14 protein-coding genes are annotated in these 16,163 nt (G+C 62.1%); 1 reads left to right on the top strand and 13 read right to left on the bottom strand.

The genetic code is table 11. The features are described 5' to 3' along the window. Positions 1-52: 52 nt before the first annotated feature. From der to ndk, 9 genes are all read right to left on the bottom strand, one after another. Positions 53-1,399: a ribosome biogenesis GTPase Der gene (gene der, locus O0879_RS11490; protein WP_070221915.1), complete on the bottom strand. Its 1,347-nt coding sequence runs from the start codon at positions 1,397-1,399 to the stop codon at positions 53-55. Positions 1,400-1,403: 4 nt separating this feature from the next. Further along, positions 1,404-2,549, bottom strand: coding sequence for an outer membrane protein assembly factor BamB (bamB, locus tag O0879_RS11495; RefSeq protein ID WP_099667089.1), 1,146 nt, complete (start codon positions 2,547-2,549; stop codon positions 1,404-1,406). An 85-nt stretch (positions 2,550-2,634) separates the two neighbouring features. Then, positions 2,635-3,303, bottom strand: a complete 669-nt coding sequence (locus tag O0879_RS11500; RefSeq protein ID WP_289916512.1) for a tetratricopeptide repeat protein — start codon at positions 3,301-3,303, stop codon at positions 2,635-2,637. A 54-nt stretch (positions 3,304-3,357) separates the two neighbouring features. Next, positions 3,358-4,719 carry a histidine--tRNA ligase gene (gene hisS / locus O0879_RS11505; RefSeq protein ID WP_099667087.1) on the bottom strand — a complete coding sequence of 454 codons (1,362 nt, stop codon included), beginning with the start codon at positions 4,717-4,719 and terminating at the stop codon, positions 3,358-3,360. Between the two features lie 44 nt (positions 4,720-4,763). Further along, positions 4,764-6,032 (bottom strand): flavodoxin-dependent (E)-4-hydroxy-3-methylbut-2-enyl-diphosphate synthase, encoded by a 1,269-nt coding sequence (gene ispG / locus O0879_RS11510; RefSeq protein ID WP_289916514.1) that lies wholly within the window; start codon positions 6,030-6,032, stop codon positions 4,764-4,766. Positions 6,033-6,070: 38 nt separating this feature from the next. Beyond that, a complete protein-coding gene (locus O0879_RS11515) occupies positions 6,071-7,009 on the bottom strand; it encodes a helix-turn-helix domain-containing protein (protein ID WP_354670185.1) in 939 nt (312 codons plus the stop codon). 67 nt (positions 7,010-7,076) lie between these two features. Then, positions 7,077-7,874, bottom strand: coding sequence for a type IV pilus biogenesis/stability protein PilW (gene pilW / locus O0879_RS11520; RefSeq protein ID WP_289916520.1), 798 nt, complete (start codon positions 7,872-7,874; stop codon positions 7,077-7,079). Positions 7,875-7,885: 11 nt separating this feature from the next. Continuing rightward, the gene (rlmN, locus tag O0879_RS11525; RefSeq protein WP_289904161.1) at positions 7,886-9,061 is read right to left on the bottom strand and encodes a 23S rRNA (adenine(2503)-C(2))-methyltransferase RlmN; all 1,176 of its coding nucleotides are present in this window, start codon (positions 9,059-9,061) and stop codon (positions 7,886-7,888) included. A 125-nt stretch (positions 9,062-9,186) separates the two neighbouring features. Next, complete coding sequence (gene ndk / locus O0879_RS11530; RefSeq protein ID WP_034752036.1) at positions 9,187-9,603, bottom strand: nucleoside-diphosphate kinase; 417 nt, start codon at positions 9,601-9,603, stop codon at positions 9,187-9,189. Positions 9,604-9,824: 221 nt separating this feature from the next. On the opposite strand from ndk, the gene O0879_RS11535 reads away from it, so the two are divergent. Then, complete coding sequence (locus O0879_RS11535; RefSeq protein WP_289916522.1) at positions 9,825-10,511, top strand: Bax inhibitor-1/YccA family protein; 687 nt, start codon at positions 9,825-9,827, stop codon at positions 10,509-10,511. Between the two features lie 66 nt (positions 10,512-10,577). Here the strand turns inward: O0879_RS11535 and O0879_RS11540 are convergent, their stop codons facing one another. From O0879_RS11540 to O0879_RS11555, 4 genes are all read right to left on the bottom strand, one after another. Further along, a complete protein-coding gene (locus O0879_RS11540; RefSeq protein ID WP_251350505.1) occupies positions 10,578-11,423 on the bottom strand; it encodes a LysR family transcriptional regulator in 846 nt (281 codons plus the stop codon). Positions 11,424-11,451: 28 nt separating this feature from the next. Continuing rightward, positions 11,452-12,597, bottom strand: a complete 1,146-nt coding sequence (cfa, locus tag O0879_RS11545; protein ID WP_289917860.1) for a cyclopropane fatty acyl phospholipid synthase — start codon at positions 12,595-12,597, stop codon at positions 11,452-11,454. Positions 12,598-12,896: 299 nt separating this feature from the next. After that, positions 12,897-13,952 carry a cupin-like domain-containing protein gene (locus O0879_RS11550; protein ID WP_289916526.1) on the bottom strand — a complete coding sequence of 352 codons (1,056 nt, stop codon included), beginning with the start codon at positions 13,950-13,952 and terminating at the stop codon, positions 12,897-12,899. A 78-nt stretch (positions 13,953-14,030) separates the two neighbouring features. Next, positions 14,031-16,001 (bottom strand): glycosyl hydrolase family 18 protein, encoded by a 1,971-nt coding sequence (locus O0879_RS11555; RefSeq protein ID WP_289916528.1) that lies wholly within the window; start codon positions 15,999-16,001, stop codon positions 14,031-14,033. Positions 16,002-16,163: the final 162 nt, after the last annotated feature.

Here is a 16,163-nt window from a genome sequence, read left to right on the forward strand (position 1 = left end):
ATTGGCTGTCGGCGCCGCATTATCTCTGCGGCGCCTTAATATGCACTTAATTTTACTTGCTTGGCGTGCGTGCGAACGGGTTTTTACCCGTGCGCAATTCGATACGCAGCGGCGTGCCGACCAGCGCAAACGTATCGCGGAAATGTTTTTCCAGATAGCGTTTGTAAGGATCGCCGACGGCGTCGAGCGCATTGCCGTGAATGACGATCACAGGCGGGTTCATGCCGCCCTGGTGGGCATAACGCAGCTTCGGACGAATCGAGCCCTTGCGGCGCGGTTCCTGCTTCTCCACGGCCTCGATCAGGGCGCGCGTCAGCTTCGGCGTCGACAGGTCGCACATGGCGGCTGCATACGCGGCGTTGAGCGATTTCATCAACGGACCGATGTTGGTGCCCTTCAGCGCGGAAATGAAATGCATCTGCGCGAACGACAGGAAATCGAGCTTGCGGTCGATATCGATCTTGATTTCGTCGCGCTGGTGCGATTGCAAGCCATCCCATTTATTCACGGCCACGACCAGCGCGCGGCCCGATTCCAGGATAAAGCCGGCGATATGCGCATCCTGTTCGGAAATATCTTGCTGTGCGTCAAGCATCAGCACGACCACGTTGGCTTCGGAAATCGACTGCAGGGTTTTCACCACCGAGAATTTCTCGATCGCTTCAAACACCTTGCCGCGGCGGCGGATACCGGCCGTGTCGATCAAGGTGTATTGCTGGCCGTCGCGCTCGAACGGGATTTCGATCGAATCGCGCGTCGTGCCCGGCATGTCGAAGGCGATCACGCGCTCTTCACCCAGCAGGGTGTTGATCAAGGTCGACTTGCCCACGTTCGGACGGCCGACGAGGGCGATCTTGATGCCGCGGTCGGTCTTTTCCAGCTCTTCAGGCTCATCCGGACGCTGCGCGAACGCCAGGTCCAGCATCACTTCGACGAGGTCGTTGACGCCGTCGCCGTGCGCCGACGAGATCGCATACGGATCGCCCATGCCCAACTCATAGAATTCGGACACGACGGCCGTGTAGCGCATGCCTTCGCTTTTGTTGACCACCAGCAAGACCGGGCGGCCGCTCTTGCGCAGGAAGTCGACGATGGTCTTGTCATGCGGGGTCAGGCCCTGACGGCCGTCCACGATGAATACCACCACGTCGGCCTCGGCCACGGCCTGCTTGGTCTGCAGTGCCATCTGGTGCATGATGCCTTCCTTGGCGACGGGTTCGAAACCACCCGTATCGATGACCAGGAAGGGACGTTCGCCGACACGGCCTTCGCCATAGTGACGATCGCGCGTCAACCCAGGCAAATCCGCCACCAGCGCATCGCGCGAGCGAGTCAGACGATTGAATAAAGTCGATTTCCCAACATTGGGTCGACCTACTAGTGCAATTACCGGCTTCATTGTATTACTCGACCGCGAGAGCGGTCACTGTCCCTGATTGGGTTTGAAAAATCAAATTCGAACCGGCAACAACGGGAGCCGAAACAATCGGGCTACCGTCGGTGCTGACACGACCTATTAATGCGCCATCTTCCCGTGACAGGAAGTGGATATAACCTTGATAGTCGCCGACGGCGACGCTGCGGCCGTAGGAGGCCGGCGTCGACAGGCGGCGGCGCGCCAGCGCCTCATTCTTCCAGGCGCTCTGGCCGCCTTCGCGGCTGAACGCCACCACGGCGCCCTGGTCATCGGCAACAAACACGAAACGCTGGTCGACGGCCACGCCCACATCGGACGAGATCGGCTTGGTCCAGCGCGGCACGCCCGTGGCGGCATCGAAGCAGCCTGCCTTGCCCTGGTACGTGACGACGCACACTTCGCCTTCGAACGCCACCGGCGTGCCGGCGATGTCGGAGACGCGCTCCAGTTCGGTAGCGCCGCGCGGTTCGCTGACGACGATCTCCCAGCGTACCACACCGGTGGCCGCCGTCAGTGCCAGCAGCTTGCCGCCCGGCTGGGCCACGTAGATGTTCGCGCCGCCCAGCACCATGCCCGGCGCATTGCGCAAGGTCAAGGCCGGCGTGGCGCGCTGTACCGTCCACTTGCGCTCGCCCGTCTTGGCGTCGAAGCCGACGATGCGGTTGTCCACGCTGCGCACCACGACCACGCCCTGCCCCACGACGGGCGCCGTCAATACTTCGCTGGACGCCTGCGCCTTCCACAGTTGCTTGCCATCGGCATCGAACGCCAGTACGGCGCCCTTGGCGGCGCCCACGGCCACCAGCGCGCCATCGCTGCCGGCGCTGGAGGTGATGTCGCTGCCGGCCTTGATGCGCCACGTTTCACGGCCGCTGGCCGCATCCAGGCGCGCCAGCGCGCCATCGGCATTGACCACGTACAGGCTGTTGCCGGCCAGCGCAGGCGTAAACGCGTACACGCCGGCCTTGCCGATCGAATACTTCCAGGCGTCGCGTACGGCGATGCTCGATTTTAACTCGACCAGCTTGGCCGGTTCGACTTTCGGATCTTTCGAGGCGAACGGGTTCCAGGACGAGCAACCAGCCATCAGGGCCAACAGACTTGCAGCTACCAGCTTTTCAGTGACACGCATAAGTGTTATCCAACCTTTTTCTTGTACTTGTAAGGGCAAGGCCGGCGGCGCACAACGCCGCGCGGCCACGCCATCAGTGTTCCTGTCAGGCGGCAGCCTTGTCAGCCTTGGCCTTGTCTTCCGGTACCGTACCGCCGATCGCTTCCAGTTTGACCTGGATCAATTGACGGCCTGGATTGTTCTTGTCCGTCGCAGCCAGCGCGGCCAGGTAAGCCGTGCGCGCCTCGGCCAGCTTGTTTTGCGCCACGAGGACGTCGCCCTTGCGGTCGGCCACGGCGCCGGCAAATTGCGCCACGGAAGCCGTCGCCAGCACTTTCAGCGCTTCATCGTAGGCTTTTTCATCCAGCAGGACGCCGGCCAGGCGCAGCTTGGCGATGGATTTGTACTCTTCCGTGCCATGCTCGGCCACCCATTGCAGCTGGGTCTTGGCCGTTTTCAGGTCATTCGCGTCGAACGCCACCTTGGCAGCGGACAGGGCGCTCATCTGTGCATACGCCGTGCCGCTGAAACGCGATTGCATGTCGCCGGCCGCGCGCATCACCTTGGCCTTGTCCTTGGCGGCGATGGCGTTTTGCAGTTCGTCGTACAGCTGGCCCGCTTGCGCAGCCTGCGTGCGCTGGTAGTACTGCCAGCCGGCCCAGCCGCTGTAGCCTGCCAGCGCCACGATCAGGACCCAGGAGGTCAGATTGCCATTGCGCTGCCACCAGGCCTTGAGGGTTGCCAGTTGTTCTTGTTCTTCGTGATCGTATGCCATGGGTCGTCAGTTTTAATGAGTAGTTGATCGAGGGTAGAACGGTATTGCGTCAAATCAATGGTGATGATGCACGTGGCCGCCAGGACCGTGGTCATGGCCGCAATCGTGGTCGCCGATGATCTGGTCCACCACGTAGTCGACGACATCGTCGAACGGCACCGTGTTCTGTTGCGCACCGGCATCGGCTTCGCGCATGGCTTTCACCGTCGCAACGTTATTGGCGATTTCATCGTCGCCCATGATCACGGCAAACGCCGCGCCGCTGGCATCGGCCTTTTTCATTTGCGTCTTGAAGCTGCCGCCGCCGTTGCTCGCTGCGCAATGTAGCACAACGTCCAGGCCCGCATCGCGAATCCGCTCGGCCAGCACGAAGGCTTGCAAGCCCGCCTGCTCGCCCTGATGCACCAGGTAGACGTCGCACTGGGCCGGGGCTTCAGGCTCGGCTGCATCCTTCATCAGCAGCACCAGGCGTTCCACGCCCATGCCGAAACCGACGGCGGGCGTCGATTTGCCGCCGAACATTTCCACCATGCCGTCATAGCGGCCACCGGCGCAGACCGTGCCTTGCGCGCCCAGCTTGTCGCTGACCCACTCGAACACGGTGCGGTTGTAGTAATCGAGGCCGCGCACCAGGCGTGGATTGATGGTGAACGGAATGTTGTTGTGATTTAAGATCTTCTGCACGCCATGGAAGTGGGCCAGCGATTCTTCGCCCAGGTAGTCCAGCAGCTTCGGCGCACCATTGACCAGGTCCTGCATGGCAGGGTTCTTGGTGTCGAGGATGCGCAACGGATTGCTGTGCAGGCGGCGCTTGGCTTCTTCGTCGAGCAGCTCGCTGTGGCTTTCCAGGTAGGCGATCAGGTCGGCGCGGTGGCGCAGGCGCTCGGCCGCGTCGCCGATCGAATTCAGTTCCAGGCGGATGCCTTCCAGGCCCAGGTCATCCCACAGGCGGCGCGACAGCATGATGATTTCCGCGTCGATATCCGGGCCCGTGAAGCCGATGGCTTCCACGCCGAACTGGTGGAACTGGCGGTAGCGGCCTTTTTGCGGGCGCTCGTGGCGGAACATCTGGCCCTTGTACCACAGGCGTTTCGGGCCTTCGTAGACGAGATTGTGCTCGACCACGGCGCGCACCACGCCGGCCGTGCCTTCAGGGCGCAGGGTCAGGTTGTCGCCGTTCATCGAATCGGTGAACGAATACATTTCCTTTTCAACAATATCGGTCACGGCGCCGATGGCGCGCGCGAACAATTTCGTTTCTTCCACGATCGGCGTGCGGATTTGCTGGAAACCATAGCTTTGCAGCACGGATTGCGCCGTGTTTTCAAACAATTCCCACAGCGGGGCGTCCGCGGGTAGCACGTCATTCATGCCTTTCACCGCGGTAATTTTATCGAATTTCTTATTTTCGGACATAGTGTTCTTCTTTGCTTTTGATCGGATCAGGCTCAGGCTCAGGCTCAGACGGCAACCGTGTTTCCATAGTGACTCTTTACATAATTCAAGACGATGTCCTGGAATTCCTCGACGATGCGTTCGCCGCGCAGGGTGACGACTTTTTCGCCGTCGACAAACACGGGCGCGGCCGGCGACTCGCCCGTGCCGGGCAGGCTGATGCCGATGTTCGCATGCTTCGATTCGCCGGGACCGTTGACGATGCAGCCCATGACGGCCACGTTCATCGCTTCCACGCCCGGATACGACTTTTTCCACTCCGGCATCTGCTCGCGCAGATACGTCTGGATGTTGTCGGCCAGCTCCTGGAAGGTGGTCGACGTCGTGCGGCCGCAACCGGGACAGGCGATCACCATGGGCGCGAACTTGCGCAAGCCCATGGTTTGCAGGATTTCCTGGCCGACGATGACCTCGCGCGTGCGGTCGCCGCCCGGTTCCGGGGTAAGCGAAATGCGGATGGTGTCGCCGATGCCCTCTTGCAACAGCACGGCCAGGGCCGCCGTCGAAGCGACGATGCCCTTGCTGCCCATGCCCGCTTCCGTCAAGCCCAGGTGCAGCGGATAGTCGCAGCGCTGCGCCAGCTCGCGGTACACGGCGATCAGGTCCTGCACGCCAGAAACCTTGCACGACAGGATGATCTTGTCGCGCGCCAGGCCCAGCTCTTCGGCGCGCACGGCGTTTTCAATGGCCGACGTCACCAGCGCCTCATACATGACGGCTTGCGCCGGCCACGGTTCGACGCGGCCCGCGTTTTCATCCATGATGCGCGCGAGCAAGGCCTGGTCCAGGCTGCCCCAGTTCACGCCGATGCGCACCGGCTTGTCGTAACGGCAAGCCGCTTCGATCATTTGCGCGAATTGCGTGTCGCGCTTGGCGCCCTTGCCCACGTTGCCCGGATTGATGCGGTACTTCGACAGCGCGCGCGCGCAATCGGGGTAATCGTTGAGCAGGGTATGGCCGTTATAGTGAAAATCGCCCACCAGCGGCACGTCGATATCCATCTTGTCGAGCTGCTCGCGGATGTAGGGCACGGCCGCGGCCGCTTCCGGACGGTCCACCGTCAGGCGCACCAGTTCCGAACCGGCACGCGCCAGTTCCTTGATCTGGATCGCCGTGCCGATGGCGTCGGCCGTGTCCGTGTTCGTCATCGACTGCACCACCACGGGGGCGTCGCCGCCCACCCAGATCTGGCGCTGGCCGTGCGCGATCAGCACCTTGCGGCTGTCGCGCCGGCCGGATGGACCGGAGCCGATCGCTGTTTTCGAGGTAGCCATAATATTATCTTCTGAGTTTGCGTGAACGATTACTGCAATTATTTGATGCTGACACGGGAAATCGTGCCACCGGCAACGGTCGGCAAGTCCAGCTTGGCGCCGCGCAAAGTTGCCTGCACGACACCCGGCTTGCCCACCACCAAGGTGGCCGGACCGGTGATGTCGAACGTTTCCGTGCTGCCCGCCTTGACCATGCGCGAAATCAGCGGCGAGGTGCCGGGACGGCGAATTTCCACCCAGGAATCTTGCTCCACCTTCAGCACCAGCGCATTCGCGCCCACGGCGGCGGTAACGGCAGCCGCCGGCGGCGTGACGGCGGCCGTGGCCGCTGGCGTCACGGCTGGCGTCGTTGCCGGCGCAGCTGCTGGCGGCACGGCGGCGGCCGGCGCCGAAGCGATGGCGGAGGCCGGTGCGCCCGTCTGCGTATCGTTGCCTGGCGGCGGCGGCACGGAAATCAGGGGCACGGACGGCGACTGCACGGGCGTCAAATCCTGGCCCGGCTTGATCAGGGTCGTTTCCACGGGGCCCACTTCCGCATGCGCCGCTTCTTTCTCGACATGCGCGGACAGCAGGCTGGCCGGCACATAACCGAGCTTATAGGCACCAAAGGCGGCCGCCACGACGACAGCCACGGCGCCGGCGATCCAGAGGGGAGTCTGGTTCGACGAACGCTGCGTCATCGACGGGAAGCGCGATTCGGAAAACGTGGCGGAAATCTCGCGCCGCACGGGCGCGGCCGGGTCTTGCGCCGGCGCCGGATGGACTTCGATCATGGCCACCAGCGGCGCCGCGTCGAGGCGCACCACCTTGGCGTAGGCGCGCACGAAACCGCGCACCACGGCCACGTTCGGCAAGGCCGCCATGTCGCCCTCTTCCAGCGCGATCACCTGGCGCGGCGCCAGCTTGAGCTGGTCGGCCACCTGTTCCACCGGCCAGCCCAGCGCTTCGCGCTGCGCCTTCAACTGTGCGCCTGCCAACGCAAGATTGCCCTGGGGCTGCTGCTGAGGCGTTTCTGCCCACTCTGAATTCATTGGTATCCCTGTCTCACTCATCAAACGCCCCATTTTGATAAGCAGCATATTCGGGGGAGCCGGAATGGTGGTTGCGCAAATGCGCCCCCAGGCCAGCTTCCGCACCCGCATCCCCGAGCTTATGCTGCACCTTGATCCCGAGCCACAGCACATCGGCCGTCTGGCTCTCCATTGTTGCTATCCTGCCGAGCCGCTGCAAATAATAAGCCGCTTGCCGGTAGTCTTGCTGTTGGTAATACACGCGCACCAGGCCGGCGTTCGTCACTGCCACGTCCGGTGCGATGCGCACGGCGCGCATCAAATATGCGCCCGCACGCGGGTAATCGTTCAGGGCCAGGCTGCAAGCGCCCCCATTGTTGAGCGCTTTTTCCGGCGACACATACGCCGCATCGGCCAAGGCCGCATCGAAATACGCCAGCGATTGCGCGGCGCGTCCCGTCTGGCACAAAAACAGGCCGTAATTATTGCTCAACTCAGGATTGTGGGGCGCAAGGCGCAAAGCGTAAAGGAAATCTTTCTCAGCAGGCACAGTTTGCCGCTGGGCCGCAAGGATCAGGGCACGCACGCCATAGGCTTGCGCATCGTTCGGCGCCAGTTGCACGGCTTGTTCCGCTTCCGCCAGAGCCACGTCGAGCTGGCCTTGCGCATAATACGCGCTGGCCAGCTGCAAGCGCAGCGCGGCACGCTCCCGGGTACTCGCCAGCGTCTCCTGACGCAAGGCGGCGCCCGCATCGACGGGAGCGGAAGCACAGCCGACCAGCAGCACGGCCAGGCAAACAGCGGCCACAGCGAGCGAGCGTTGGTAAGCCATGCCTTCCCTCATCAGGAGCGGATTTCCACGATCTTGCCGAAATTGGCGCCAAATTTCTGTTGATACTCAGTCATCTTTTCCATGCGTTCCTGCACCCGCGTGCGGTCCTTGACTTCGCCGGCCAGCTGGCCGCAGGCCGCATCGATATCGTCGCCGCGCGTCTTGCGCACGGTGGTGATGATGCCGCCATCCATCAGCACCTGGGCAAAGGACTTGATGCGCGGGTTTTTCGAGCGGAACAGGCCCGACTCGGGGAAGGGATTGAACGGGATCAGGTTGAACTTGCAGTTCACGCCGAACTCGCGGTCTTGCACCAGCGCCAGCAGTTCGCGCGCGTGCTCGTCGCTGTCGTTGACACCGTCCAGCATGCAGTATTCGAACGTGATGAAATCGCGCGGGGCGAATTCCAGGTAGCGCTTGCAGGCCGCCATCAATTCCTTCAGCGGGTATTTCTTGTTCAGTGGAATCAAACCGTCGCGCAAGGCATCGTTCGAGGCGTGCAGCGAGACGGCCAGGGCCACCGGCACTTCCTGCGACAGCTTGTCCATCATCGGCACCACGCCCGACGTCGACAGGGTCACGCGGCGGCGCGACAGACCGTAGGCGTTGTCGTCGAGCATCAATTTCAGGGCCGTGACGGTCGGTTCAAAGTTCAGCAGGGGCTCGCCCATGCCCATCATCACCACGTTGGTGATCTGGCGCTCGCCTTTCGGGCCCGGTTCGATGCCCTTGGTGCGGCGCAATTCGAATTCCGCCATCCACAGCTGGCCGATGATCTCGCCCACGGACAGGTTGCGGTTGAAGCCTTGCTTGCCCGTCGAGCAGAAACGGCAGTTCACGGCGCAGCCGGCCTGGGTCGAGATGCACAGGGTGCCGCGGTTTTCTTCCGGAATGAACACGGTTTCCACGGCATTGCCATTGCCCACGTCGACCAGCCACTTGCGCGTACCGTCCGTCGACGTATGGTCGCTGATGATGGCCGGGGCGCGCACTTCGGCGCGCGTGGCCAGCTTGTCGCGCAGCGACTTGGCCAGGTCCGTCATGGCGTCGAAATCGGAAGCGCCGAACTGGTGTATCCAACGTTGCAATTGTTTCGCACGAAACGGTTTCTCTCCCAACTCGGCGCAGTAGGCGATGAGTTGCGCGGGATCAAGGTCCAGCAAGTTGGTGAGGGTCGTCGTATTCATGATCATGTCTATTCTAAAAATCCGTCCCCGCGCGCATCCGGAGCGAAAACTCCACAGCGCAGCGGGAACAGGGGGTGATAAGTTATTTCACAGATAACGCCAGGAAATAACGTTATCTAAGGCAATTAAGCCTTCAGTTCTGGGAAGAAGTAAGCGATTTCCACTTTAGCAGCTTCGACAGCGTCGGAACCGTGTACGGCGTTAGCGTCGATCGAATCGGCGAAATCGGCGCGGATCGTGCCTTTTTCTGCTTTCTTCGGATCGGTCGCGCCCATCAGGTCACGGTGGGCCAGAACGGCGTTTTCGCCTTCCAGGGCTTGGATCATGACTGGACCGGAAACCATGAAGTCGACCAGATCCTTGAAGAAGCCGCGTTCTTTGTGCGCTGCGTAGAAGCCTTCAGCTTGTTCGCGCGACAGTTGGGTCATGCGTGCTGCAACGATTTTCAGGCCAGCGTTTTCAAAACGGGAGTAGATTTGACCGATTACGTTTTTTGCAACTGCGTCTGGTTTGATGATCGACAGGGTGCGTTCGATTGCCATGTGTGAAAACTCCAATAAAAAGTAAGGTTTAAAACGGTAAATTGATAACTCAATCAACCTTTGATTTTACCATACTCCACCCCATATCACCCAGGCAGGCAGGGGGCATCTTGCCGCCCTGCCCCCGTTTAATGAAATCTTAAGCTGCTTTTTTGGCAAATTCCGGCCCTCATGCTATCCTTGGGCAAAGCAGTAATTTGAATTGACAACACGGAGGCACTATGAATCAGAACATGCAACGCACCTTTGACCTGTCGGGGGGCATGCAGCAAGTCCGCCATCAGGTCTTGCGCAACACTTACTGGCTGCTGGCGCTGTCCATGATCCCGACCGTGCTGGGCGCCTTCATCGGCGTGCAGATGCATTTGCCGATGCTGACCGGCGGCATGGGTTTCATCATCTTCATGGCCGTCGCATTCGGCTTCATGTACGCGATTGAAAAGACCAAGAACTCGGGCCTGGGCGTCGCCGTCCTGCTGGGCTTTACCTTCTTCATGGGCCTGATGCTCACGCCCATCCTGACGCGCACCCTGGGCTATTCGAACGGCGGCATGCTGATCATGACGGCATTCGGCGGTACGGCCACCATCCTGGCCGTGATGGCAACGATCGCCACGATCTCGAAGCGCGACTTCTCCGCCATGGGCAAGTGGCTGTTTGCTGGCGTGATCGTGCTGATCCTGGCATCGGTGGCGAACATCTTCCTGGGCCTGTCGGCACTGTCGATCGTGATCTCCATGGTCGCCATCGCCATCTTCTCGGCTTACATCCTGTATGACGTGCAGCAAATCATCAACGGCGGCGAGACCAACTACATCTCGGCCACCCTGCGCATCTACCTGGACGTGTACAACATCTTCACCAGCCTGCTCTCCTTGCTGGGCTTCGCCGGCGGCAGCCGCGACTAAGCGCTGCGCTTATGCGCATGAAAATAAAAGCCGACCCACGGGTCGGCTTTTTTACGTCTGTCGCATCTATTTGCCCCTTTCCGCCACCTCCAGCAGGCAGGCGCGGGCGCGGTCCAGGGTCGGGTTGTCGCGCTGGGCCGCGTACACGGCGTAGGCGGAATGCGAGAATTCGGGCGCATCGCGCACGCGGAACAGGAGGCCCGCATCGAGATAGGGTTGCGCGCTGCCGATGCGGAAATAGCTGGCACCGCCCACGTCCAGCAGGTAGACGAGCGCCAGCGGCCCCAGCGAGATCGAGATGGGCGGGCTGCTCAGCTCCGGATACGCGGCCTGGTGATTGGCGGCGAAACTGGGGCCCCAGTCCACGTACACATACGTATCGGCCTGCATCTGGCCGTCATCGCGCGTGGTCACCATCACCAGCTTTTCCTCGGCCAGCAATTCGCTGGCCAGGCCCGGACGCTGGGGCGGGTTGTACAGCACGGCCAGGTCGAGCGAGCCGTCGTGCACGGCGTCGAGCAGGCGCGCGGGACTGTCGACTTCCGCGCGCAGGGCGATCTCGGGGCAGTCGCGGCTCATGCGTATCAGCCAGTCGCCGAGCAGCGGCTGCCACAAGCTCAGCTCGCAGCCGATGCTGACGGCGTCGTCGCGCCCCGGCGGCAGGGCCACCTGGTGGCGCGCCCGCTCCCACACCTGCACCATGGTGGCCGCGTGGCGCATGAAGCGCTCGCCGGCCGGCGTCAGGCGCGCGCCCGCCTTGTTGCGCACGAACAATTGGCGCCCCAGCTGCTGCTCCAGGGTGCGGATGCGGGCGCTGACGGCCGTTTGCGTCACGTGCATGCGTTCGGCGGCCATGATGAAGCTGCCGCAGGAAGCCACTTCCAGGAAGGTACGCGCTTGATTGATATCCATCAATCCATCATATCAGTTGCCGCACATCTCAACTGACACGCTCATAGCCGCCCAACACGCCCTGCTTCGACAAGACCCATTGCCACAGCTGCAAGTCGCGCGCGCGGAAGGCGCCCGCGCAGGACAGCAGGTAGTATGACCACATGCGGTGGAAGCGTTCGCCCAGCTGGGCGGCAAAGCGGGGCCACGCCTGCTCGAAATTCGCATGCCAGGCCATCAGGGTCTTGTCGTAGTCGGCGCCGAAGTTGTGCAAGTCTTCGGCCACGAACAAATCGTCCATGGCGTCGCCGATCTGGCCCAGCGACGGCAAGTCGCCGTTCGGGAAGATGTATTTGTCGATCCACGGGTCGCACGTGGAATGGCGCTTGTTCTTGCCGATCGTGTGCAGCAGGAACAGGCCATCGTCTTCCAGGCAGCGGTGCGCCACTTCCATGAAGGTGCGGTGGTTCTTGTGGCCCACGTGTTCGAACATGCCGATGCTGACGATGCGGTCGAATTTTTCATTGGTGTCGCGGTAATCCTGCAGGCGGAAGTCCAGGCGCTCGCCGCCCGGCATGCCGCGCGCATACGCGGCCTGCTCTTTCGAAATCGTCACACCTACGCACTGCACCTGGTATTTCTCCGCCGCATAGCGCATGAAACTGCCCCAGCCGCAGCCGATGTCGAGCACGCGCATGCCCGGTTCCAGCCCGAGCTTGCGGCAGATCAAATCGAGCTTCGCTTCCTGCGCCTCGGCCAGGTTGCCGGCATCCTTCCAGTAGCCGCACGTATAGGTCATGCGCGGATCGAGCATGGCCGCATAGAAGGCATTGCCCAGGTCATAGTGTTCCTTGCCCACCATCCAGGCGCGGCGCTCCGTCTGCAGGTTGAACAGGCGCGCGTACAGGGCGTGAAAGGCCAGGCGCATGGGGCGCACATCGTCGGCCACCCTGGCGCGCAGCAAATGGCAAAAGAATTCATCGAGCTGCTGCGCATCCCAGTCGCCGTCCATGTACGCTTCACCCAGGCCCAGGTTGCCGCTGGCGAAGGCGCGCTCCGGCACGCCCGGTTTGCGCAGCTGCATGTCCCAGGCGGCGCGGCCATTCAAATGGATGTCGGCCTTCGCCAGCAATTCGGCCGCTTCGCGCGTCAGCCGCGTGTCCACGGTGATTTTCGGTGTTTGCTGCAACTGCATTGCTGCTTGTGTCGTGTGCTGCGTGTTCATGCCCTGCCGCCTCCAGATGGTTGTCGGTGCTGGCGCGCGCCGGCAAACCCCATCAGCGGTCCGGCGCCGCGCCAGCCATAAAATTATCCGCCCGCCATCGCCATCTGGATAATGAAACATCATGGTCATTCATATCAAAATAATTGCTGCAAAATGATTTGAATCAATTATTTTGTGGAAATATTTTATACAAGTATGGCCCCGTAACATGCAAAAAGCCGCCCGTAAGGCGGCTGTTCGCGGCAGGTTCGCGCCAAGTGGCGCCACGATCAAAAGTCGTGATTCGATGGATACTTGCTGTAAAAATCGTTATCCCATTTGAAATTGGTAAACGCCACCGTCATCGATACGTCGAGCGCTTCGACGAAATGCCAGCAGCCAACGGGCAGGAACAGGATCTCGCCCGGCGCCAGCACGCATTCGCGCACTTGCACGTCGGCCATCAGCGGATAGCGACGCAGGTCGATGTCGCGCCCGTCGACGGGCGTAAAGCAGTGGCGCTGGTTGTACACGCGCGCCACCTCGCAGGCGGCCATGATGCGCAGGCGCTTGCGCCCCTTGACCTGGGCCATGAAGTTGTTCGTCAGGTCGTGGTGGAATGGCGTCACCGTGCCGGCCGGGCCAAACCACAGGAAACCCGTGGGAGCCCCACCCTGCTCCAGGTATTCGGGCAGCTGGCCGATATCGTCCCACAGCTCGCGCAAGGCTTGGCGGTTCTGCGAATTGTTATTCGCCGTCATGTAGAAATCGTTGGTCGCACCGCTGCTCTCGACCAGGCTGGCGTACTCGCCGAACGCCATCTTGCGCTTGTGCGCCACGCTGTTCATTTCATACTGGGCATCCGCTTCGCGGCCGAACTGCACTTCCACTTCGCGCTGCGCGTAATGCTCGCGGAAATACGCGGGACTCCATTTCGCTATGGCGGGCCAGTCGTCCATCATGCCCGTGATGATGACGGGCTGGTTGGTGGAATAGTATTCGTCCAGGAATTCCTGCGCGGACAGCTTGTCGCGGCGCGGAATCTCGGGGGTGCGCAGGTGGTTCAGCTTGCGCTGGATGTCGATCACCCAGTCGCGCTTGGCCAGGCGGTTCGACAGGCGCACGGCGCCCGCCAGGTAGGGACTCTGCAGCGCCAGCTCCACTTCGCGGCGCGCCAGGGGCTCCGCGATGCCGGCCTGCTGCAGCACCGGCATCAGCGCCGACGGATGGCTGCCCAGCATGAGGTTTTCCGCGATCCAGCTGCGCCACTCGCGGCTCAGCTCCTGTTCCTGCTGCTGCTCCTGTTGCTGCTTCTGCTTGACTCCGAATGTCGATACCGCCGCCATCGCCCGCCTCCCGTGTTTTTATATGAATAGGCGGCCGGACAGCATGGCTATCCGGCCGCGTCTTACGCTACATCAACATTACCGCACTTTCCATACCTCGGTTGCCAGCACGCCATTCGCGTCGCCATCGAGTTCCCACGAGAACGCGCCGCGCAAGCCCTGGTCCTTGACGTATTTCACCTTGGTGCCGATGACGGTCGGATCGTCATAGCTCCACCACTGGCCGCCCGCCCCCGTGTACAGGTACAGCTGCTTGGTCACGGGATGGTAGTAGCGCGTGCCGGCCTTGGCGACGAGGATTTTGTAGTCCTCGATGCCCGACTCGTAGGTGCCTGGCGCCGTGCCCGTGGCCGCCTGGTACAGGCCATCGCCATTCGGTCCCGGCGCCACGCCCGTCCAACCGCGGCCATAGAACGGTATGCCCAGCAGCAGCTTGTCGCGCGGCACGCCGGCGGCAATCATGTACTGCACCGCCTTGTCGCCCACGTATTCGCGCGCCATGCCTGTCGACGGATCGGCAGGGTCGGCAAACAGCTGGGCGTTGAAGTTGGTGCTGTTTTCCCAGCCGCCGTGGAAGTCGTAGGTCATCAGGTTGATCCAATCCATGTACTGCGAGTACAGGGCCGGTTCCGTGTTGTCGATCTTGTCCTTGCCGGCACCGACCGCGGCCGTCAACAGGTAGCGCTTGCCGTTGGCTGCGCCGAGCGCATCGAGCTGGGCACGGAATTCCGCCATCAGCAAGGTGAAATTGCGCTTGTCGTTGGGGCTGACCGTGTTGTACGGCTGGCCGCCGCCGACCGGATATTCCCAGTCGATGTCGATGCCGTCAAAGATATTCGCCGCCGCGCCCACGCCGCCGCGACCGCCCTGCACCGGCAAGTTGCCCTTGATGTAGATGTCGATGCACGAGCGCACCATCTGCTTGCGCAGCGCATCCGTGGCGGAACCGACGGAGAAGTTCTTCGACCAGCTCCAGCCGCCCAGCGAGATGAACAGTTTCAAGTTCGGGTGCGCCGCCTTGAGCTTTCTCAACTGCAGGAAGTTGCCCGACAAGGGAGCATCCCAAGGAATCGCCTGGCCATCGACGGTGCGTTTCGGCGTGCGGATGTAGTCGGCCTCGGCATCGCCGCCCGTGCCCGCATCCGGCGAATTCGGATTCGTCGCGCCCGGCTCCGTCTTGGTGATCATGGCGCATTCATAGCCGCCGTTTTTCGGATAGATATTGCCGAAAGCGTAGTTGATGAAGGTCAACTTGTCGGCCACGCCGCTGGTATGCACGTTCGCCACTTCATAGTCGCGGCCATACACGCCCCATTGGGCGAAATAGGAACCGACTTCGCGGCCCGTTGGCGTCGGGGTCGGCGTCGGCGTTGGCGTTGGCGTTGGCGTCGGAGTAGGTGTCGGCGTAGGCGTTGGGGTCGGCGTCGGAGTAGGCGTTGGCGTCGGGGTAGGCGTGGTGCTGCAGATCTCCAGGCTGGTCCACGGCTTGCCCGTGCCGGCGGCGCCGCTGCTGGTCGACGGATTATCGCCCTGCGTCCAGTAATTGGCGCGGTAATTCGTGCCCGCATAGCTGACGGTGGCGCCCGCGCTGTAGGCCGTGCCGGCCACCCACGCCAGCGCGCACGTGCCGCCGGTTGGCGTTGGCGTCGGGGTGGGCGTTGGATTTGGCGTAGGCGCCGGTGTCGGCGTTGGTGTGGGCGTCGGGGTCGGCGTTGGTGTCGGAGTAGGAGTTGGCGTGGTGCCGCCATCGCACGTGCCGCCTGCGCTCCACAGGCTAGGCGTGGCGACGGGGTTCCAACCCGAGCCCACGTGATCGGTCTGCGTTACCAGGGCCGTATAGTTGGCGCCCAGGTAGGTGACCACCGTGCCTGCGTTATACGTGCCGCCCTCTTGCCACGGCACGCACGCGACCACCGTGCTGGCCGCCAGCAATTGCGAACCGGCCGGCGCGCCGGCGTCACCACCGCCGCCGCAGGCCGCCAGCACGCCACCGCTGGCCAGACATACCATCATGTTCCTGATCGTTTTCTTGAGTATTAAATTTTCCACGTTGTCTCCTGTTCAGGTTTGCGGAAATACCACTCTGCTTCAATGAAAAAGCTACCCTGTGATTTTGTTTTTTGCAGTTGCAAGAACAGCATGCTGCTGAAAAAATAGGCGGTCAAGTGGTTTTGAAGTGGCCTCAAAGTGGGCAATACCACTTTACACAGA

Source organism: Janthinobacterium sp. SUN120 (assembly GCF_030397735.1).
Taxonomy (GTDB): domain Bacteria; phylum Pseudomonadota; class Gammaproteobacteria; order Burkholderiales; family Burkholderiaceae_D; genus Janthinobacterium; species Janthinobacterium kumbetense.